Here is a 21018-nt window from a genome sequence, read left to right as displayed (position 1 = left end):
GCTTCGCCCGTCGATAACACTTTTATAAACACCGTGTTTACACTACCTCAGAAAAGTTCAAATACTGCATTGCGCCGGCGGCACCTTGCCGAAGGCGGTGACCGGCGTGGAGACAAGGGATTAGGCGCATGTGGTGGATGAACTCATCCGGAAACCCTAAAAAAGTAAGCAATTGTTTTATGTTTAAATCGTCAGCATTATGGAAGTGAAAAAAATTGCGTTAGTGATGCCGTTATTAGCGGCTTCGATCATCGGTACCGCACAAGACAATGGGATGTTCAGCATGCGTGAATTTGCGAAACCCAAGAAACGGGAGATCGTCTATATTCCCGATGTCAATGGATATCAGGTATTGAAAGTAGATTTCCACATGCACACCGTTTTCTCAGATGGTCATGTTTGGCCAAACGTACGCGTGCAGGAAGCGTGGAATGAGGGACTGGATGCCATCGCGTATACCGAGCATGTGGAGTACACGCCGCACAAAGCGGACGTGAAGGTAGACAATACCCGCTCATACGAGCTCGCCGAAACCATGGCAGCGGAGAACAACATCATCCTGGTCAGGGGCACGGAAATCACTCGTAATACGCCTCCGGGACACTTCAATGCGCTGTTTATCGGCGATGCTTCCGGCTACATCGCGGACAATGACAGCAACAAAGACAAGGAAGCCATCATGAAAGCGGCTTCTCAGGACGCTTTTATCTTTTGGAACCACCCGGGTTGGAAAGTCAACTCCATCGACGGGTCCTACGAATGGATAGACTTTGTCGACAACCTCCACCAAGAAGGTATTTTAGGTGGCATTGAGGTGTTCAACGGACTTGGATTCCACAAGAAGGCACTGGATTGGGCCATGGACAAAGGACTGACGGTGATGGGCACCTCAGATATCCACAATTTGATTGCGCATGACTATGATCTGGAGAACGAGTATGTACACCGTACCATGACCTTGGTGCTGGCCAAGGAACGCAGCGCCACAGCCATCCGGGAGGCACTCGAAGCCGGGCGTACTGTCGCTTGGTCCAGCAAATACCTCGCAGGCAGGGAAGAACACATCATAGCCCTATTTGACGCCTCTGTCGCGGTGAGTGCCCCATACCACACCAAAACAGGCAAAGACGTATCGGGCAATGCGATCGAAACCAACTATTATGAAATCAAGAATAATAGCGACCTTTATTTCGAACTTGCGTTAAAATCGGGCGAGGGCACCCAAAACATCGTGTTGTATCCGTCTTCTTCACAAACGATCACGGCCGGGAGCGGGCAAAGTAATTTGCAATATGAGCTCATTTCTGCCTATATTCGGAGCGACAAGCATCCTACGGTGACCATAACATTGAAATAAATGATACAGACAAAAGCCATCTACCTATGGGCTCTGCTTTTCCATTCCCTCCTGTCCTTCGGGCAAGGAGGGAAGGATAAGCAGCATTACCTTTCCTTTTCTACCCCCGCCGAATTGCATTCCTTTTTCGCCTATCGCGAAGACGCCGCGCCCATCATTGCCGGCCACCGGGGCACGGTTGAATCGGGCATGCCCGAAAACTCCATCGCAGGTTTGGAATATGTGCTGGCACACACCCCAGCGTTCTTCGAGATCGACCCGCGGCTCACAAAAGACAGCGTGATCGTGGTGCTGCATGATGCCACGCTTGATCGCACCACCAATGGTACCGGCAACGTATCCGACTATACCTGGAAAGAACTGAAAAAACTAAGGCTGAAAGACCGCTCGGGGCGTGTCACGCCCTACCGGATATCCACCCTGTCCGAGATGATCAAATGGGCGAAGGGGAAAACCGTATTGAACTTCGATAAGAAGGACGTCCCCCTGCCGATGATTGCCGCCATCATCCGCAAACACCAGGCGGATGCCTGGGTGATGGTCACGGTGCATAATGCCGAAGACGCCAAGTTCTACCACGACGACAATCCACAACGCATGTTCTCTGCCTTTGTGCAGGCACCCGAGGCGTTAGCGGCCTATGAACGTGTTGGAATACCCACTTCCCAGATGATCGCCTATATCGGTCCGAAGATACAACCCGCTAACCAGCCGCTGTACCGCTTGCTCCACGGCAAAGGTATTCGATGCATGATATCGGCTGCCCCCACCTATGACAAACTGGAAACGGAGGGAGAACGAGCCGCCGCCTATCGCGACATCATCCGCGACGGCGCCACGGTGCTGGAGTCGGATCTACCCGTGGAGGTAGCGAAGGCGTTGGGTAATCATTAAAAAAGGGCTCCCGCAGTATGTGCGGAAACCCTTTTTCAAAAACTGAGCGCCTGCTTACAGCGTGTCAGGCGCGTAAACTTTCAACACCCCGTCTTCTTCGCTGCTGACGATCAACAAACTCTTCTGGATAGGGCTGTCGGCCGCCGGAACAAACAAAACACCTTCCGGTGCATCGCCTGTTTTCAGGATCTGCAGGAATACTGGTGAAGTTGGATTCGTGACATCATACACTGCGACGGCGTCTACCCGCTCCATGCCGATGAACGCGATGTCTTTATCGCCTATCCGTCCGATGGCGATGCCTTCGGGTTCGACACTCTTATCATCGCTGCGGTCGTCGTCGTAATAACCCGCTTCGTTGGTTTTTACGTCCAGCTCGTTTTTACTGTCGTACACCAGTTCGCCATCGGTCCCGTTCCACACACTGAACGAGCGCGCGCCAAAGGAGTAAAGCGCCTCATAGCGGCCATCCCCATTATCATCGCCCAATGTGGTCGTGATGTTCAGGCGGCCCAGTTGGGCATCATCTTGCAGTTCCGCTGCATTTGGAAAAACGGCAGGATCGAGTTCAATATCTTTTATGCGTTCGGCTTCTTCGATGGCGTCGTACTCGCGGGCATCGCCTTCATTCACGGTAAACAGATAAGGCGTACTACCAGATTGTAGCACCGCGATCGCATCCGGCATATAGATGCCTTTTACCGGCCAAGGGTTGAAGTCGACCGCACCGTCTTCATTGGAAGGGTCAATGGCATTGGCCTCTTGGCTATAGTCCTTGAAACCTAACGGAAAGATAGCCGTAGCAGTTTTGCTGGCCAAATCAATCTGGCCGATGGCATTGTTTTCCTGCAAGGTCACCCATGCGGTTTTGGCATCGGGCGAAATCGTTATATATTCAGGCTCCATATCCTGCGCAAACGACGCATCGGGACCGAACACGCGTAGTCCTTGTTGTTGCAGTGCCGCTTGCTGCGAAGCAAAGCCGCTGAAATCGACATTGACCACGCTGTAGTTCTCCTGCACACTGATGATCGATACCGAACCCACCGGGTCTTCGCTGTAGTCGCTGCTGGGCTCACCCTCGTTGGCCGTGAGGATATAATTGCCATCCGGGCTGAAGGTCACCATATCCGGCAAGGCGCCCGTCGCGACGGTTTTGACCTCGGTGTAGTCATTGGTATGGTACACCGTTACGTTGCCGGGTTGCTGCTTGTTAGGCGATTCGATAGCTGCGGCCAATAAGCCGTTGTAGACAGACACACTATTGACGGCCCCGCTGTTGGTCGGGATGGAATGAATGACCGTCAGGTTGCTGGGGTCGGCCATGTCGATCACATCAATCTTGTTCACACCACCGTTATTCACCACAAATAGCCGCTTGGTAGACGGATCATAAGCACTGATTTCGGCCGCACCTACATCGCCGATGTCCAGGGTGCCGATTTCGGCAAACGTAGCGGGATCTTCGTTCGATATGGGTGTTGTTGCATCGTCATCCTTCACACATGCAGACAGTGCTGCAACCGTGATCAGGGGCAGTAAATGTTTACCTTTCATCATCTTCGTTAAGTTTATTTTTCAAGTATAAAGCAAGAATATAGAAGTCACATGAACATCGTGTTAAGACAGTGTTTCTAAATCGTAATCTTGCCCATGGCCACTATCTTCATTCTGGCTTAACCGTAGTTTAATGCGGCAGGCCTAGCTTTGTATAAAGCTACGTACCATGGAGCCGTTGATTTCGAGGGAGCTATTTAGGCCAATGGCAAACTGCCATTAAGGGGTCGAGAGTTGACCCTGATAACCCGTAATTTATCCGATTTCAATAATATTTCTGATTTAGCGTTGGTGGATCCATGGGAGATATAAGTGCCTCATGAAAGTAGGTGGTCCGCGCTTGGTATGGCCCCAAATTCTGGGATATGGAAGCCAATGGGCAGGCCAGCGGTAAAAATCTGTATGTACTGCGTTATGCCGACGTATTGCTGACCTTGGCGGAAGGCAATACCGGCCTGAAATGGCTATTCTTGAAGAGATGGCTTAACGTGATCTTCACATGAACTTGTTATATTTACTGCCAGAGCATGTTTAATAGTATGAATCATCGTTTTTTCATTGTTTTGCTCGCATTGTTGAATACCGCCTTATCGTTCGGCGCATCGGCAAAGCAAGGTTTTACGTTGTGGCAATTGCCACCGCAAACCCCCTCCCAAATGAATTCCTATGTGTTCTTGACGGACAATGGCAAAGTATGCGTCATGGATGGAGGAATGGCTGGGGACGCCCCTTACTTGAGGGGTTTTCTGGCCGCGTTGGGAAACGAGGTGGAGGCCTGGTTTATTTCGCATCCGCATCAGGACCATTTGGGGGCGTTGAATGAGATTCTGAAAGCGCCAAATGGGTTAACGATCCATACCATTTACCATTCCGAGCTGTCAAAGGCGTTCTACGAACAGCACGAACTCGGGCATAAGGAGCTGACCGCTGCCTATTATGCTACCCTCGGCAACTTTAGCGGAAAGGTTGTGAATTTGACAGAACCGGGGATGGTGATTGATATCGGGGACACCCACTTCAAAATATTAGGGGTTAAAAATGAGGAAATAACCAACAACCCATATAATAATCAAAGTATGGTCATCAAAGTGTGGGACAATCAAAAATCGGTACTTTTCTTAGGGGATATCGGGATAGAAGCAGGGGATAAACTGTGGAACGGGCCTTACCGCGGAGAGTTGAACTGCGATTATTTGCAGATGGCCCATCACGGACAGAATGGTGTCCGTAAGGATTTTTATCGCAATATCCGTTTCAAAGCCTGTTTGTGGCCCACCCCGCGCTGGTTGCACGACAACGACGCCGGGAAGGGCTACAATACACATACCTGGGAAACCATCGAAATCCGGGAGTTAATGGATGAGATCGGCATTAAAAAACACTATTGGGCATTTGAAGGGCTTCATAAGATCGAATGACATTAACAATCCAATACCATTCGCAATCCAACAACCAAAAAAAAAGAAAGCAACATCCTATATGTGCCCTTTTGAAACGATTGCGTTGTGATACCGATGGCTTTTTTGGAAATACCGCTTTTAAAGCTTTTCGAGGTTCTCGATGGCAAGCCCTAGTCCTTTTGTCAGCGATAGGGGTGCCCATTTTTTGAATTCCAAAGCGCTTTTTAGCTTCTCGGCCTGGGCCTTGGCGCGTTCCTTTTCAATACTCTTTTGGATACAGTATCTGCACTTCCGTATTTAGTATATCTTTATTAAAGTGATTGACCAACCTATCGACAGCGAATAATTAACATTAACATCACATAACGTGCCTATATTTATCGCCGAGATAAGCTTTAGTATAGATGATAAAATCTTATTATTTAGCGGCGTTGTTCGCATTGGCCGCATGCAGCCAACTGATTACCGGAAATACGAACGCAGAAAAGATGACTGTATTCGCCTGCGGCGATGACAAGGTCATCCTCATCGAAACCGACACCGCTTTCAGCCAAGTGGATACTGTATGGACCTGGCAGGCTTCGGAGACCGTGGACCTGCCCGCAGAATACCTGCCCCTGCTGAAAACGATGGACGACTGCAAACCCGTCGGGAACGGGGATACACTGCTGCTGACCGCCTCTTCAGGAGCGGCGCTGATGTTGGAGCGGGAAACGAAAAAAGCATTATTCTATGCCAAGGCACCCAATGCGCATTCCATCGAAGCCCTGCCCGGTGGCCGCATCGTCGTGGCGCTATCTACGAACCCAGCGGGCAACAGCATCGCCCTATACGACGGTGACAAGCCGGATGAGGTGCTATTCAGCGACAGCCTATATTCGGGCCACGGGGTGGTATGGCTGCCCGAAACCGAGCGCCTGTATGCCTTAGGCTACGATGAGCTGCGGGCGTATACGTTGGCCGAGTGGGAGACGGATACGCCCAAGCTGGCGCTGGAGGAGACATGGGCATTGCCGGACATCGGCGGGCACGAACTTTCGCGAGTATCGGGCAATACGCTCATGTTGACCACCCATGAGAATGTATGGCTGTTTGATATAAATCAAGGAGATTTCACCATCTTTAAACCACTGGAGGGTGTACATAACGTAAAGTCTGCCCACTACAACGAAGAGACCCAAGCGCTTGTCTATACCAAAGGCGAAATCAGCTGGTGGACGCACAACATCTACTTCCAGCAGCCGACGGGCGTGGTGCAGGTGCCGCAGATCAATATGTACAAAGTACGGGTGATGCGCTAAACGGATATGAAGTGATTTGACTTATCTCCGACTGTAGCCAAAGCACGGGAATCATCATGCATACACCGGCTGTATCCCGATTGAATACGCCTTGGATGCCGGAGGCCAGCTTGATGCCCGCTCCATGCTAATTTGATGCCGACTGAAAGGCAATCATCGCTATCGAGTCCGCTTTGGAATGCCCTTGACACGCATGGTTCCACCGAAGCCGGGGACAAGCCGAATAGGGGACGATACCACACGTGATTTAGATGATGGCCTTGCCGGAACAGACGACTGTCGAGTAGGACAGTTATAGGACAGTTGCATGACAAAATGCGGGTTTTGCGGGACACTTACGGGACATTCGCACGTTCGCTATTGGCGGTTATCCCTTGGATTTTTATGTTTGCCTGAGATAAAAGAAAACGATATGGCAAAATTTAATGATTTATTTGCATTTTCAGGAACCATTGGCGACCTGGTTGGTTGTAAAGGGCCATTTGGATTTTATGTGCGTAGCCGACCGAAGAAGTCTAACAAACCGCCGTCAGCAAAACAGCTGGAGGCCCGGGAAAAAATGAAACTGGTGATGGGATTTTTGACGCCGCTTCAGACCGTCATTCATCGTGGTTTTGCATCTTCATACGGTTCGTATTCAAAAACAGCAGCCATGAACCGGGCGGTTTCGCATATTTATCACAACGCCTTGGATGGGGAATACCCAAACCTATCCATTAGGCCGGAGCAGGTGCGGCTATCGCAGGGCAGCCTGAAAGGGGTGGAAGCTATCGAAATGGAGCTCGTCAATAATCAACTACAGCTACGCTGGACGCCTAATGCAAACAAGAAGAATGCATTCAACGATGACCGGGTTTTTTTGATAGCTTATAATGCCGAGAAGAAGATTTTTTCGGTAGCCGAGGCACTTCGTGCCGAAGGAAGTGTCAGTGTGGACATTGCCGACGAACCGATTGGAAGCCAATTGTTGGTCTATACCTGCGTAGGCGACCGGGAGGAAAAATGTTTTTCCAATAGCCAATTTTTGGGGACGGTGGAACGCCGCGATATCCACCGTCAAAGATAACATTAAGGTAATATTATCATGTTAACTTCGCCCTTATGATGCACCGTTATAAACTGACCACGTTGCTGTTGCTATGGATCTTTTCAAGCATTGGAAGCACGCCGATGATGGCGCAGGAAAAAATGGACTATTGGCAAGATGTGCCAGGCCTATTGCAGGAGCAGTCATCGTTGCTTTTTCAGCAATCCTATGCCGTACTGGAAAAACATCCCCCATCTGCGGAACCAAGTGATGAACGGAAACTGGCGCTATACGCGCTTGATGCCTTGCTCCACGATACCCGGTTGGATGACGGGGCGTCCCTCTACCGCTACATGGACGGTGTGGGCAGACGGATGCTCACCACACTCAAGACCGATGTGCCGACCGGGCAAATCCGGGTACACCGGTTTTACAATCAAGGGGCCGTTATCCAGACACCCAGTGTGACCATCGCGTTTGATTTGGTGCGGGGTGGAAGTGCTGACCAGCCATTTTTCGCCGACTCCCTGATGCAGGCCATTGTTGATCATTGTGATGTGATGTTTGTCACGCATGAGCATCGAGACCACGCCGACCCGGCTGTGGCACGTATGTTTTACGATCAAGGAAAAGAAGTGATCGTGCCCACCGGCCTATGGGAGGGAGTGTCGCCATACGTCAAACCGCTCCGCGAGGAGAAGGGTATCGCCACGAAGACGCTGACACTGACTAAGAGCAACGTGTCGCTTGATGTTGCCGTATTCCCAGGGCATCAGGACAAGGTGGCCAATAATGTATACATCGTCTCTACACCCGAGGGGAAAACCATCGCCCATACCGGCGACCAATCAAATGACGAAGACGTTCCTGCTTTGACAGCGATCGGCAAGCAATTCGACGTTGATATTCTCTTGGCGCACTGCTGGATGCGCCCGATGGAACAAATCGTTGAAGGCATCGACCCTAAGCTCGTGATACTCGGCCATGAAAACGAAATGAGCCATACGATCGATCATCGGGAGGCGTATTGGCTGACCTTCCGGAGGATCAAACAGCTCCATAAACCCGCTATTGTAATGGCTTGGGGCGAACACATTGAGGTTGAATAACCGCATGATCGCCGAAGCCATTGGGGCATTAATCATGTTATTTGCGTAAATAACGGTGAAATCAATTAAAAAGCAGTTCTTAACAAAAACGTAATATCCTATACCTCATTACGTTACATTGCTATCCTAACTTTGCTGTGTGGAAAAGTTAACCGACAGCGAACTGGTAGTGCGGATACGGAATTCGGATGAGGAGGCGTTTTATGTGTTCTGCCGTCGGCATTGGAAATCCTTGTATGCCCATGCGTTGATGGAAATCGGCAATGAGGATGCTGCGTTTGAGTGGGTGAAAGGGTTTTTTGCGGAATTTTGGGATAGGCGGCGGCGCCTGCCTGACATGACCGCGACGGCGGAGGAATATTTTCTTCGTGATGGGCTACGCGGCCTTGACCGAGGTGACACGCTGTGGAATTTGATGAACTTAATGGAGGATGCATGGGGAGGCGTACGGAGGTTGCCCCATGTGTTGGGTACCCTCCTGGAAGATAAACAGCTGAGGTATAAATGGCAAAACGGAAAATTGAAGGGCAGGCCGGAGTAATGAACGATCCTTCGCTTGGGACCGATGATGAACTGCGGATAGCGCGGAAAATGCTTGTGGCCCTCAAATATCATGTTCGTACGCAATACTTATTGTCGTCCCGGCGGGCTAAGCAACGGGCGGTGATCTGGATAGCGGTGCTGGCGACGGTGCTGACCGTCATCGCGGCGGTGCTCTACGCAGGGCGTTGATAACAATTTCATAACACCAACTTTGCACTATGAAGAACGCACAACGGACAGAACCGGTTTTTTTAACCCACATTTCGGATGATTCGCATCTATTCAAGCCATTGCCCCGCCCCACGGGACTGGCGCCTTATCGGCTGAATCTCCGGCATGTGGTAGGTGATGCTTCCTGGTTTTTGAAGGAGCGCATGAGTTTCCACATGATCGGTGACACGGGCAGCGTGCGGGATTCGGTATTCCAGCCGCTGGTTGCATCAGCGTTGGCCGAGCAGGCGAAAATGGGCGAATCCATCGAGGCGCGCCCGGCATTCCTTTTCCACTTGGGTGATATCGTGTACAATCACGGAGAGGCTAGCGAATATCCCAAGCAGTTCCTGGGTCCGTATGAGGCGTATCCGGCACCGATTTTTGCGATCGCAGGCAATCATGACGGAGATGTCAATCCGGACAGCGAATTGGCCTATCAAAGTTTGGATGCATTCGTAGATGTATTTTGCGATACCTATCGGCGCAGGATCATGTTTGGACGGGGGTGCAGGCGGCTGAGCATGGTGCAGCCTCATGTGTACTGGACATTGGAGACCCCGCTCGCCCGTATCATCGGACTGTATGGCAATGTGACGAAACACGGTACAATTGATGCTGACCAACGGGAATGGTTTATCGAGGAACTCCGCTATGCCGATACCTGGCGGCCCGACCAGGCCATCATTGTCTGCGTACATCACGCACCATATTCGGCGGATAGTAACCATGGTTCCAGTCCGGCCATGATTGCCTTTCTGGAAAGCGCCTTCAAAGCGGCGGGGGTGAAACCGGATATTGTCTTCAGTGGGCATGTGCACAATTACCAGCGGTTTTCCAAGGCATATGAAGACGGTACGGTCATCCCTTATGTGGTGGCCGGCGCCGGAGGCTATGCGGATCTGCACCCGGTTGCTGCGGTAAATGACCCACGTGTGGAAGCACTTCAGCCCACTGCCCATCAGGTACGGCTGGAAAATTTCTGCGACGATCGGTATGGCTTCCTGCACATGACGATCGAGAAGAAAGAGGAAGGGTTGTTATTGATCGGGGAGTACCATACGCTTGACCAGCATGCGATGCGGCAAAAACGGGCAGAACCGGTCTTGTTCGAACGGTTTGAAGTGCCGCTGTGGCGTCCAGCGGATACACTTGTTTCCTCCGATTGTTTTGCGTAAGCTCGCTAACGGCTTTCCTGCCAATTGGCTTTCAGATCCTTTTCCGGCCAGGCAGCACGGCTGATTCATAGCTCCATGCCACAAATCAAATGCGACGCCCGATGCAACTTAACAATAACGTAGCATAGGTTTAACATTTAATTGGACTTTTGGCTGTTAATTTGTCTGTCTAAAAACTAAAAACAGATCAATCTTGAAAAAGTTAACTTTCATTCTCTTAGCGCTGGCATTCGGGCACGTGCTCTATGCCCAATCAACTGTCGCGGGGCGCGTTTACAACGATAGCAACGGCAATGGAAAGCGCGATCGCCGTGAGCGCGGTGTTGCGGGCGTTTCGGTCACCAACGGTGTGGAGGTGGTGACCACCGATGACGACGGCCGGTACAAACTGCCTGTAGGCCGGGATAACATCATATTCGTTATCAAACCCGCTGGCTACGCCGTGCCGGTTGACGACAATAACCAGCCCCAATATTACTACATCCACAAACCAGACGGATCCCCGAAACTGAAATACGGAGGCGTCAAACCCACCGGACCGCTGCCGAAATCGGTGGATTTTGCGCTGGTTCAGCAAGAAGAGCCCGCGGATTTCACGGCGCTGATCTTCGGCGACCCCCAGGCGTATAACGAAGACGAAATCGGTTATTTTGCTAAGGGCGTGGTCTCCGAGGTACAGGGGATCAAAAATATCGCGTTCGGACTGAGCTTGGGCGATTTGGTGGGCGACCACCTGGCGCTGCACAGTCCTTATGTAAAGGCGGTAGCGCAGGTGGGGATCCCCTGGTACAACCTGATGGGCAACCACGATATGGACTACGATGCGACCGCCGATTCCCTGGCCGATGAGACCTACGAAGCCAGCTTCGGTCCCGCAAACTATGCGTTCAATTACGGCAACGCGCATTTCATCGTGCTAGACGATATCCTGTATCCCGATCCGCGCGATGGCGGTGGCTATTGGGGCGGGTTTCGCAAAGACCAACTGGATTTCGTGGAGAACAACCTGAAGCATGTGAGTAAAGACAAACTGATCGTGCTGGCGTTCCACATCCCCCTGTTGCACGACAATGAAGACGCATTCCGCAACGCCAACCGGCAGCGGCTGTTCGACTTGCTCAAGGACTATCCCTACACGCTGTCCATGTCGGCCCATACGCACCTGCAACGCCAGAATTATTATGGCCGCGAAGACGGCTGGCAACAAGAAAAGCCGCACCATGAGTACAACGCAGGCACGACCTCCGGCGATTGGTACTCTGGCGAATTCAACAAGGCGGGTGTACCGGCTTCTACCATGCGCGATGGCACTCCCAAGGGATATGCATTCCTTCACATCAAAGGAAACAGCTACAGCATCGATTACAAAGTGGCAGGCGAGCCGAAAGAAACACAGATCAAATTATTCCACCCCAAGGTCGTGGCGCACGAGCGCGGCACCTCATCGGGCATCTATGCCAACTTCTTTATGGGACGGGAGGGCGATAGCGTGCAATATCGGATTGACGGAGGCGAGTGGCGGCCGATGGACTATGTAGCAGAGCCCGATCCTGCCTATGTGTGGTCGCTGTACCAATGGGATGTGACCGATGAGCTGATGCCGGGACGGCGGCCATCCAACGCCGTAAACAGCACGCACCTGTGGCGGGGCGGCATCCCCGTCAACCTATCCGTAGGCGAGCATCAAATCGAAGTGCGGGCTACCGATATGTTTGGCCGGACGTTTACCCAGCAAGGGTCGTACCGGATTGCCGAACCTCCAACAATGGACTAACGGCTTCGTCAATCATTCAAAAAGGCTGTCTCGCGACGGCCTTTTTTGTTTCATTGATGGACACTGGAGGGCAACATTCACATGTATGTGGCGGTGTGAATAAAAAAAACGAAAAAAAATGGCCGTATTTCGGATAGTTTTTAAATATCTTAGCCCCAAGCCAAGTAAACGCACATATTGGAACCTGATTATGGCATTAGCAACAGCAAAGGCAGCCGATAGTAAGACCCTATGGAAAGTCATCGGAGCATCATCGTTGGGCACGTTGATCGAGTGGTACGACTTTTACATCTTTGGCAGTCTGGCCATCGTGATTTCCACCAAGTTCTTTCCGGCTGACAATCCAACGGCGGCATTCCTCTCTACCCTGGCTACCTTTGCGGCGGGGTTTGTGGTGCGCCCCTTCGGAGCATTGGTTTTCGGGCGTCTGGGTGATATGATCGGCCGTAAATATACGTTCATGGTCACCTTATTGATCATGGGCATCTCTACGTTTGCCATCGGCCTGGTGCCCGGATACGAAACCATCGGCTTTGCGGCACCGATATTGGTGCTGATCCTCCGATTGCTGCAGGGGCTTGCCCTCGGGGGCGAATATGGCGGAGCAGCTACCTATGTAGCGGAATACTCCGAGCCGAATAAGCGGGGTTTCCGGACGTCGTGGATACAGACGACAGCGACTTTTGGTCTCTTCATCTCCCTGGGCGTGATCATGGTGACCAGAAACAGCATGTCTGAGCAAAGCTTCCAAGACTGGGGTTGGCGCGTACCCTTCCTGATATCGGTCGTGATGGTGGTCGTCTCCTATTTCATCCGGAAGAACATGGAAGAGTCGCCCTTGTTCAAAAAAGCCAAGTCAGCGGGAGAAACATCACGCAACCCACTGAAGGAATCCTTTGGCCACCGCTATAACTTCAAGTTTGTCCTGCTGGCTCTTTTCGGTGCCGCCATGGGACAAGGCGTGGTATGGTATGGAGGTCAGTTCTATGCCCTGTCGTTTTTGCAGAATGTATGTAAGGTAGATTTCGACCAGACCAACTACATCATCGGTGCCGGGCTGCTGGCGGGAACCGGCTTTTTCGTCGTCTTCGGCTGGCTTTCCGACAAGATCGGCCGGAAAGTGGTGATGCTTACCGGCATGTTGCTGGCCATACTCACTTACCGCCCCATCTTCGACAAGATTTACCAAACCGCAGATGTGACCAATAAGGAGGTCGCCGAACGCACACCCCCACAGATAACAGAAAATAAAGCAGACGACAGTGCGGATATCATCCGGACCACCGTGACCAAAACGACATACACCGATGGCAGTGTCCTGGAGGAGACGACACGCGAACACCTGACGAATGCCGATGTAGCAGCGCCCATAGCCGCCACCCGGAGCATTCACGTGGGCACGAGCAGCTTCTGGACATTAGCGCTGCTTTCTTTTATCTTGGTGCTGTACGTGACGATGGTGTATGGCCCCATCGCGGCCTTTTTAGTAGAGATGTTCCCAGTGAGGATCCGGTACACCTCGATGTCGCTGCCCTACCACATCGGCAACGGTATTTTCGGCGGCCTCTTGCCGGCGATTGCCACCTACCTGGTCACCAAATCCCAGCAAATCAACGAAGCGGCCGTGGCCGCAGGGCAGGCAGCGCCGGTGGATAAACCACACCTCCAAGGCTTATGGTATCCCATTATCATCGCCGGTACCAGTTTTATCATCGGCTTGCTATATGTGAGCAACAAGAAACGGAATATCATCGAATAGTATTGAAGAAACCAGTTAAGAACGCATAAGATGGACAGCATCAGAAGAATTTTAGGCATCGTGTGGATCGTGCTGGGGCTTGCGGCCGGTTATTATTTTTTAGTTAGCCAGGCAATCCCCCAGTTTCAGAGCAATCAGTCGGAAGGCTTGGTTCCGGCGATTATTTATACCTTTATTCTCACGCCCATTATCACTGGAGGACTCATTGTATTTGGAATATACGCATTGCAGGGAGAATATAATAGGAAGAAAATTGATGAGTAAGTAGCAGTAGCAACCTAAGCCATTCCATAAATGGGCATTTGCTTCTGGGGAGGCGGAAGAATTGCTCAATATGCACGCTTATAGAGCTGGTTTTCGTTGCACTATTAGTTGCTCAGCGCGACCAATTTAAACGTATGAAGAAAATTAACCGGACCAAACAAGCCACTTGGATTGTAATCATCGTGATATCAATCGCCTATGCGTATCTGATCATTAAGTTGATTGCCAAGGTTATTGATTATGTCAATTGAATAGCGGCTCGTTGTTCTTTTACACATTCAATTTTCCATAACTGTTATCATAAACTTTTCCTTTTTTTGGATGAGTAAATTTCAGACCCGACCAAATGTCGTTAATACTCAAGCAAGTGCTTTCTACAAGCCCAAAATCATAACCTAATTTTATTACTATTTTAATGTTCAGGTCGGTTCCTAATTTTCCGCCTTTTGGCCAAGAAACCCAAAGCATTCCACTGGTTTTTAAATGTTGTTTGAGTTTCGGGAAATGGTCTATAAATTCAGATTGGGTTTTTACAAATAAATGAATGTAGTCAAACGCTCCTTCAAATTTATTAGAGAGAACAAGATCAGGCAGTTCAATATTGTCAATAGCATTATTGTCAGGGTTGACAATAATTGTTCTTGAGTTTTCTTTTATCCCCATTTTTTGAGCCACTGTTCTTGTCATAATTTATTCATTTTTTAGGATTGGTTTCTTTGTGCGGTCTTTATCATTCTTTGAATGCGATGTCTGTATGTTTCACTTTTATTCTTTCTCTCGTATAACGTAAACCGTTCCTTTGCCTTTGCCAATCATTGTAAGCACTTGTTCATCGCGTAAGTATTGTAAATCTTTTTTCAGTGTGCTCAATTGTATTTCGGGAAAATGCTTTGATATATCGCTTACTTTAACGGGTTGGTTGCCTATAATAAAATCTTTGATTTGCTTTTGCCGTTCGTTTAAATATCCGCCTTTGGATTTGAACACGTCATATTTTTGTTCCAATTTTTCGGTAAGCGATTTTAAACTTTTCAAAAAGAAAATGAGCCATTTGTCAATACGTTCCTGCGCTGTTCCACGATTTTTCTGTCCTGCCATCAAGGCTTCGTAATATTCTTTTTTGTGTTGTTCGATATGATTTTCAAACGAAATGTACTGAATGAAAGCGTATTCGTTCTGTAACAGACAAAGTGTAGTAAGCAATCGGGAGAGCCTGCCGTTGCCGTCTTGAAAAGGATGTATGCTCAAAAAATCGTAAATAAAATTACCGACTACAATTAACTGATGAATGGTCTTTTGTTCAAATTGTTTGTTTGTCCATTCAACCAATTCCTGCATTTCTCCTACCACCGATGCAGGTTCGGTAGTGGCGAAAATGGTGCGTTGTTCTCCTGTGGGATAAGTGGCAACCACTTTATTGGAATGTTTGTAACCGCCTCTATGTCGTTCGTCTTTGTTGCTATACTTTAATAACATTTGGTGTAACTGCTTGATGTAACTTTCGGAAAGGCGTATGTCGGTGTAATGGTCGTAGATGAGCTCCAGTACTTCGTAATAGCCGATTACTTCCTGTTCATCACGGGTTTTCAACTTTGTAGTTTTGATGTCGTTCAGCAATTCCTGTACTTCTTTATCGGTAAGTGTTGCTCCCTCAATTCTTGTAGAAGAGCCAATGCTTTCAATGGTAGCAATTTTCCGCAGTTCTTTCAAGTAGCGGTTTTCCTTGTTTTCTACAATGTTCCACTTGCCCTTAAAGCCGTCAATGTAGCCGATAAGTTGCAATACTCGCTGATTGGCAGCAAAGTCAAAATTTAGTTTCCGAATAAATTTATCCATATAATATCTATATTTTATCCTAAAAAGACTGGCATAAAGATATGAAATATCTATATAGTAGCCATATTTTATCCAATTTTTTAGGGGCAAGTGGGCTTGCTAACCTTGTTAGCCGTTCATCGTTTTTTCGTTGGTTGGCTCATAGTAAAGCGTTACTGCACCACCACGAAAGGTTTTAGTCTTTATGAGTTTAAGAATAGTTCTGTCGTTTATGTTTTCAAATAATGGCAAACCGCTTCCTACAACAACAGGATGAACACAAAGTTGGTATTCATCACCTGCTGTATGGTCACAAACCCGTCAAGCGTCATATTGATTGCTGCAATTACTTTTCTCATATTTTTAAGTTTATGTCAGTCCAATTCGCGTATCGTTTTTACAATTACCGCTCTGTTCAACACCATATTTTATTGCTGTTTCAAGGACTTCAAGATTTATATCTTTGAGCGTTTTGAACTTAATGCAATAACCTGTTACACTCGCTTTGCCAATGGTATTTCCAAAAGTATCGGGCAAGTATTTTTTATCTTCAAGCCCCATAATGTAAACCGAAATTCCTGTAGTATTGCCACTAATACCAATTTGATAAAACTCTTTGCTTGTTCCGTCAGCATATTTTATGGTTTGCGTTCCGTAGCCGATGTTAGGATTGGTAACGGTTTTACCTTTATCGTCTTTGCCGTCTAAAAACCATAATTTACATCTCGGCATTAGTTGCAAAATGCGTTCGTGCAAGGTTTGCATTTCAGCGCGTTTGGCTACGGGTTGGTTGTTGATATACGTTTTGATTTGTTCTTGTGTGTTCATATTAAATTACTTTTTAATTGCCATTTTTCCGCCAAGCCACGCAGCAGGCAACGTAATACTGCCGTTTTGAAAACGAACATCATTTTTGCGATAAACCCGCCAACAGATTTTCCAAATTTTTCATTGATGCGTTGAATCCTTCTGTGAAGCCCATTTCAATCATCTTCTCCATACGGGCAAGCGATTCATTATAAATAGTAATACTGACTTTTGTCTTTCCGTCTTGTTCGCTGAAAGTGTAATTCCAATCAGAACCCGGCAATTCAGGGTTTTCATCTTTGTCTGCAAAAGCATTAAATAGTTTGAAGTTGGTTTTTGGGCTAATGGACGTGTATTGCTGAATTGCCCAACGCTCTTGTCCTTCCGGACTTACCATCGCATAAAATCTTCGTCCGCCAACTTTAAAATCCATAAATTTTGTTTTTGATGTCCAGGGTTTAGGTGCCACCCATTGGTCAAGGATTTCTGCTTTGGTAAATGCATCCCATACCAGCGAAAGTTCAGCATCAAATTCTCTTGTTATGAATACCGTTTTCGCTGCTTTGTCAACGGTAAAATCAAATAGCAAATTGTTTTTCATTTTTCTGTTTTTTTTAGTGTCAATAATACGTTGTCGAGTTGATTGAACTGAGTTTCCCACATTTTCCTTAATTGGGACAACCAATTGTCAATCTCTTGTATTTTTTTTGGGTTAAAGTGATAATAAATTTCTCTGCCCGATTGTTCCGGTTTAATCAATTCGCATGCTTGTAATACTTTAATATGTTTTGATACGGCTTGTCGGCTCATATCAAATTTTTCCGCCATTGCATTTGGTGTTAATGCTTGCATAGCGAGTAACGTTAAAATAGCCCTGCGTGTTGGGTCAGCTATGGCTTGAAATAGATCCTGTTTCATTTTTCAACAATTAAATTACGCAACTTTTAGGTTGCAAATATATATGCAACTTTTGGGTTGCGCAAATTTATTTGCAATTATTTGCTCCATCATTAACATGCCTTTACATGCGAATTGCGGCGGGAGATGCTAATTAAGTCGGACAAACCACCTTGATGAGACAACTAGCATATTATCATGATGTTATCCGAATATTATTTATATTATTTCATTGCGGTCGCTCATGCAATGTTAGTATCTTTATTTTCTCATTGCACAAGCAATATATAAATCTAACGGTTTATGGACAACTCGGTACTCATACATGATCTCCAGCAAGGCAGAGAAGAGGGATTGACAGCAGCTTATCGCCTGTACAACCGCTCCCTCATGTACTTTGCTATGCAGTATGTCAAGACCCGCGAGGCGGCCGAAGAGATCGTGGCCGATACGTTCATCAAGGTATGGAAGCTGCGGACTCGGTTTGAAAGCTTGGACAAGCTACGGGCTTTTTTGTACATTTCTACCAAAAATGCTTGCCTGAACCACCTGAGGACCCCGGGTACAAGCGTTGTGTTGGATCCGATCGAAGAGGCAGAATACCTGTTGAGCGAAGATACGGACGCCTTTACCCGGATGGTTCGCACGGAGCTGCTCAAGACCATCTTCGAAGAGGCCTCCATGCTTCCGGCCAAACAGCGCGATGTCTTTAATCTCACCTATCTGGAAGACCTTACGGCAGAAGAAATCAGCGAAAAGCTGAACATGAGCACGGCAGCAGTTTATATCAATCGTTCACGTGCCGTGGCTGCGCTCCGCAATTCGCTGAGATTAAAAGATTCACTGTATCTGCTTGCTTTGCTGCATCCGTTTCTGGCCTGACGGCGTACCGCGTATACGGCATGAAATACACGGGATAGAATTTCTCTCATTTTTCTGGTAAGGCAAAAGCTACGTAGGCATCGCTTGAGCCTCCTCCCCATTTTGAGCCTCCACAGGCGATCACTACGTACTGCTTGCCTTTTACTTCGTAGGTAGCTGGTGTAGCAACTCCGGGAGCCGGAAGGGAGGTTTCAAATAAAATGCTTCCAGTTTTTTTATTTATTGCACGAAACTTTCCATCGGCCGTGGCTGCGATAAAAATCAGACCGCCACCCGTAACGACCGGGCCACCATAATTCTCCCGTCCGGTTGTGGGCACTCCTTTGTTTTTCAGTTCTTCATATTCGCCTAGCGGTATTCGCCATGCGTATTCTCCGGTATTCAGGTTGATGGCGTTTAATGTGCCCCACGGTGGGCTAATCGCAGGGTACCCTTCTTTGGTCAGGAATTTATTGTATCCGGTGGAACCGTAGGAGGGCTTCTCTGTAGCTGCCGATGGCGCGTCAGCAGCAATCGGTCCTTGGTAAGGTTTCTGCTGTTCGGCTTTCAAATCAAGAACAAAGGAAGCGATGGCTTCTTTTTCTTCGGCGCTCAGATGGTTGAATCCGGGCATCATGCGCCTGCCTGCTGCCAGCAAATTGGCAAATTGCTGCTTTGAATATTTCTTTTCCACACCGACAATGGACGGGTAGTCGCCGCTGCCCAGCCGCTCGGGGCCATGGCAGACCATGCAATGCTTGTCATACAAGATGGCGCCTGCCTGCAGGTTTGTGCGTGTGGTGGGTTTTGGAGGTTTGTTTTCCACCAGATTCAAGACCCATGCCATTTCGTTGGCATTAACGTATAGGATGTTCGATTCGGGGTCAAAAGCGGGACCTCCCCATTCGCCCCCGCCATCGTATCCCGGAAAAATTATGGTCCCCTCTTTGGTAGGCGGTGTGTAGATCCCCTGCGAACGATAAGACTGAAAGCGTGCCTTGATGTCTTGATAAGAGGAGTCGTCGACGAGGGTGTTGAGGTCGCGCGCTGTCAGGATCTGCCTGGCAAAGGGTTTGGGCAAGACCGGAAACGGCTGGGTAGGCCACAGCTTTTCGCCGGCGACGCCGTCTGTGGGGACGGGCCGCTCTTCTATGGGAAACAGCGGCTTGCCGGTAGTCCGTTCCAGAAGAAAGACCAAGCCGGTCTTGGTGGTCTGCGCAATGGCATCGACCTTTTTGCCCTCACGGTTTACACGCACCAGGATGGGAGGGCTGGAGATGTCCATATCCCAGACGTCGTGATGCACCGTCTGGAAGTGCCAGATCAGCTTGCCCGACATGGCATCCAAAGCCAGTATGCAGTTGCTATACAGCCCCTTGCCCCATCGGTCTCCGCCATAGAAATCATTGGTGGGATTGCCGGTTCCTGCAAACAGGATTCCCCGCTCTTCGTCAAGGCTGAAACCCGACCAGCTATTGGTAGAGCCCATGCGCCGGTAGGCCGTAGAATCTTCCCACGTCTCAAAGCCGGGCTCCCCTGGATGCGGTATCGTATGGAATATCCATTTCTGCTCCCCAGTGCGGACATCGAACGCGCGGATATGCCCGGGGGTTTCGTCGCTCGTATATCCGCTCAGGAAAAACAAATCGCCATAAGTCATGACGGGCGAGGTGACACTTACCGATGCTTTTTCTTCGTCTATGCCCAAGCCTTTGCGCAGATCGATGCCTCCATCCTTGCCAAACGTCGAAACCAATGCCCCGGTCATGGCATGCACGGACAATACGATAGGCCCTACGGTATACAGTATCCGCTTGTCCGCTCCGTCCTGCCAATAAGTAACTCCCCTATTCATATTGACGCTATTGCGGTGCCAGGTCTTGTTGACCGACGAGTCGGCCGGATCGAAATGCCAGATCTCTTTTCCGGTGCTCGCATGTAGTGCGAAAAGTCTGAGCTTGGGAGAAACCCCGTAAAGTATGCTATCGATAATGATGGGGTTGCACTCCATCGGACCGAACCTCGTAGAGTCGCCTCCCTCGGAGTGATAGATCCAGGCTACCTGCAGATTACCCACATTAGCCGTATCTATCTGATCTAGCGTCGAGTACTTGATGTTGCTTCTGTCGCCGCCGGTGACTTCCCATACGTCGTTCCCGGCCTTTTCGACATTGCAGCCCACGGTACACAGAAGCAGTAAGAGAATGCCTGAAAAATTATATTTCATCTGACTGACTATGTAGACCATAATCTTTTAAGTATCTA

The 21018-nt window shown here is 49.0% G+C and carries 21 protein-coding genes; 14 read left to right on the top strand and 7 right to left on the bottom strand.

Annotated features, from left to right (window positions below; genetic code table 11):
* The first annotated feature begins 199 nt into the window (after positions 1 to 199).
* Positions 200 to 1357: an Sb-PDE family phosphodiesterase gene (locus tag ACMGDE_RS02655; RefSeq protein ID WP_436831208.1), complete on the top strand. Its 1158-nt coding sequence runs from the start codon at positions 200 to 202 to the stop codon at positions 1355 to 1357.
* The gene (locus tag ACMGDE_RS02650) at positions 1358 to 2251 is read left to right on the top strand and encodes a glycerophosphodiester phosphodiesterase family protein (protein ID WP_436831207.1); all 894 of its coding nucleotides are present in this window, start codon (positions 1358 to 1360) and stop codon (positions 2249 to 2251) included.
* Between the two features lie 54 nt (positions 2252 to 2305).
* Here ACMGDE_RS02650 and ACMGDE_RS02645 read toward each other — a convergent pair whose 3' ends face one another.
* Positions 2306 to 3808, bottom strand: coding sequence for a choice-of-anchor I family protein (locus ACMGDE_RS02645; RefSeq protein WP_436831206.1), 1503 nt, complete (start codon positions 3806 to 3808; stop codon positions 2306 to 2308).
* A gap of 365 nt (positions 3809 to 4173) precedes the next feature.
* Between ACMGDE_RS02645 and ACMGDE_RS02640 the strand changes: the two genes are divergently transcribed.
* The 11 genes from ACMGDE_RS02640 (at position 4174) to ACMGDE_RS02590 (ending at position 14373) form a co-directional block, all read left to right on the top strand.
* Complete coding sequence (locus ACMGDE_RS02640) at positions 4174 to 4311, top strand: hypothetical protein (protein ID WP_495911614.1); 138 nt, start codon at positions 4174 to 4176, stop codon at positions 4309 to 4311.
* Between the two features lie 36 nt (positions 4312 to 4347).
* Entirely contained in the window at positions 4348 to 5226 is an 879-nt protein-coding gene (locus ACMGDE_RS02635) for a ComEC/Rec2 family competence protein (RefSeq protein WP_436831204.1), read from the top strand.
* A 386-nt stretch (positions 5227 to 5612) separates the two neighbouring features.
* Positions 5613 to 6509: a DUF6528 family protein gene (locus tag ACMGDE_RS02630; protein WP_436831203.1), complete on the top strand. Its 897-nt coding sequence runs from the start codon at positions 5613 to 5615 to the stop codon at positions 6507 to 6509.
* A gap of 412 nt (positions 6510 to 6921) precedes the next feature.
* Positions 6922 to 7575: a DUF6266 family protein gene (locus ACMGDE_RS02625; RefSeq protein ID WP_436831202.1), complete on the top strand. Its 654-nt coding sequence runs from the start codon at positions 6922 to 6924 to the stop codon at positions 7573 to 7575.
* Positions 7576 to 7610: 35 nt separating this feature from the next.
* Positions 7611 to 8645, top strand: a complete 1035-nt coding sequence (locus tag ACMGDE_RS02620; protein WP_436831201.1) for an MBL fold metallo-hydrolase — start codon at positions 7611 to 7613, stop codon at positions 8643 to 8645.
* Between the two features lie 139 nt (positions 8646 to 8784).
* A complete protein-coding gene (locus tag ACMGDE_RS02615; RefSeq protein WP_436831200.1) occupies positions 8785 to 9186 on the top strand; it encodes an RNA polymerase sigma factor in 402 nt (133 codons plus the stop codon).
* Positions 9150 to 9377 (top strand): hypothetical protein, encoded by a 228-nt coding sequence (locus tag ACMGDE_RS02610; RefSeq protein ID WP_436831199.1) that lies wholly within the window; start codon positions 9150 to 9152, stop codon positions 9375 to 9377. Before ACMGDE_RS02615 ends, ACMGDE_RS02610 begins: the two co-directional genes overlap by 37 nt.
* Positions 9378 to 9406: 29 nt before the next feature.
* Positions 9407 to 10576: a metallophosphoesterase family protein gene (locus tag ACMGDE_RS02605; protein WP_436831198.1), complete on the top strand. Its 1170-nt coding sequence runs from the start codon at positions 9407 to 9409 to the stop codon at positions 10574 to 10576.
* 193 nt (positions 10577 to 10769) lie between these two features.
* A complete protein-coding gene (locus ACMGDE_RS02600; protein WP_436831197.1) occupies positions 10770 to 12350 on the top strand; it encodes a calcineurin-like phosphoesterase C-terminal domain-containing protein in 1581 nt (526 codons plus the stop codon).
* A gap of 190 nt (positions 12351 to 12540) precedes the next feature.
* Positions 12541 to 14109, top strand: coding sequence for an MFS transporter (locus ACMGDE_RS02595; protein ID WP_436831196.1), 1569 nt, complete (start codon positions 12541 to 12543; stop codon positions 14107 to 14109).
* 30 nt (positions 14110 to 14139) lie between these two features.
* On the top strand, positions 14140 to 14373 hold the full coding sequence (locus ACMGDE_RS02590) for a DUF6814 family protein (protein ID WP_436831195.1): 234 nt from the start codon (positions 14140 to 14142) through the stop codon (positions 14371 to 14373).
* A 270-nt stretch (positions 14374 to 14643) separates the two neighbouring features.
* Here the strand turns inward: ACMGDE_RS02590 and ACMGDE_RS02585 are convergent, their stop codons facing one another.
* From ACMGDE_RS02585 to ACMGDE_RS02565, 5 genes are all read right to left on the bottom strand, one after another.
* Complete coding sequence (locus ACMGDE_RS02585) at positions 14644 to 15060, bottom strand: hypothetical protein (protein ID WP_436831194.1); 417 nt, start codon at positions 15058 to 15060, stop codon at positions 14644 to 14646.
* A 78-nt stretch (positions 15061 to 15138) separates the two neighbouring features.
* On the bottom strand, positions 15139 to 16209 hold the full coding sequence (locus ACMGDE_RS02580; RefSeq protein ID WP_436831193.1) for a Fic family protein: 1071 nt from the start codon (positions 16207 to 16209) through the stop codon (positions 15139 to 15141).
* 348 nt (positions 16210 to 16557) lie between these two features.
* Complete coding sequence (locus ACMGDE_RS02575) at positions 16558 to 17016, bottom strand: hypothetical protein (protein WP_436831192.1); 459 nt, start codon at positions 17014 to 17016, stop codon at positions 16558 to 16560.
* Between the two features lie 79 nt (positions 17017 to 17095).
* On the bottom strand, positions 17096 to 17596 hold the full coding sequence (locus ACMGDE_RS02570; RefSeq protein WP_436831191.1) for an SRPBCC family protein: 501 nt from the start codon (positions 17594 to 17596) through the stop codon (positions 17096 to 17098).
* Positions 17593 to 17913, bottom strand: coding sequence for an ArsR/SmtB family transcription factor (locus tag ACMGDE_RS02565; protein WP_436831190.1), 321 nt, complete (start codon positions 17911 to 17913; stop codon positions 17593 to 17595). The genes ACMGDE_RS02570 and ACMGDE_RS02565 overlap by 4 nt, the downstream gene beginning before the upstream one ends.
* A gap of 282 nt (positions 17914 to 18195) precedes the next feature.
* Between ACMGDE_RS02565 and ACMGDE_RS02560 the strand changes: the two genes are divergently transcribed.
* Positions 18196 to 18774: an RNA polymerase sigma factor gene (locus ACMGDE_RS02560; RefSeq protein ID WP_436831189.1), complete on the top strand. Its 579-nt coding sequence runs from the start codon at positions 18196 to 18198 to the stop codon at positions 18772 to 18774.
* Positions 18775 to 18820: 46 nt separating this feature from the next.
* Here the strand turns inward: ACMGDE_RS02560 and ACMGDE_RS02555 are convergent, their stop codons facing one another.
* The gene (locus ACMGDE_RS02555) at positions 18821 to 21001 is read right to left on the bottom strand and encodes an outer membrane protein assembly factor BamB family protein (RefSeq protein WP_436831188.1); all 2181 of its coding nucleotides are present in this window, start codon (positions 20999 to 21001) and stop codon (positions 18821 to 18823) included.
* Positions 21002 to 21018: the final 17 nt, after the last annotated feature.

The organism is Parapedobacter brassicae, assembly GCF_051400755.1.
Taxonomy (GTDB): Bacteria; Bacteroidota; Bacteroidia; order Sphingobacteriales; family Sphingobacteriaceae; genus Parapedobacter.
This window is presented reverse-complemented; position numbering and strand designations above follow the sequence as displayed.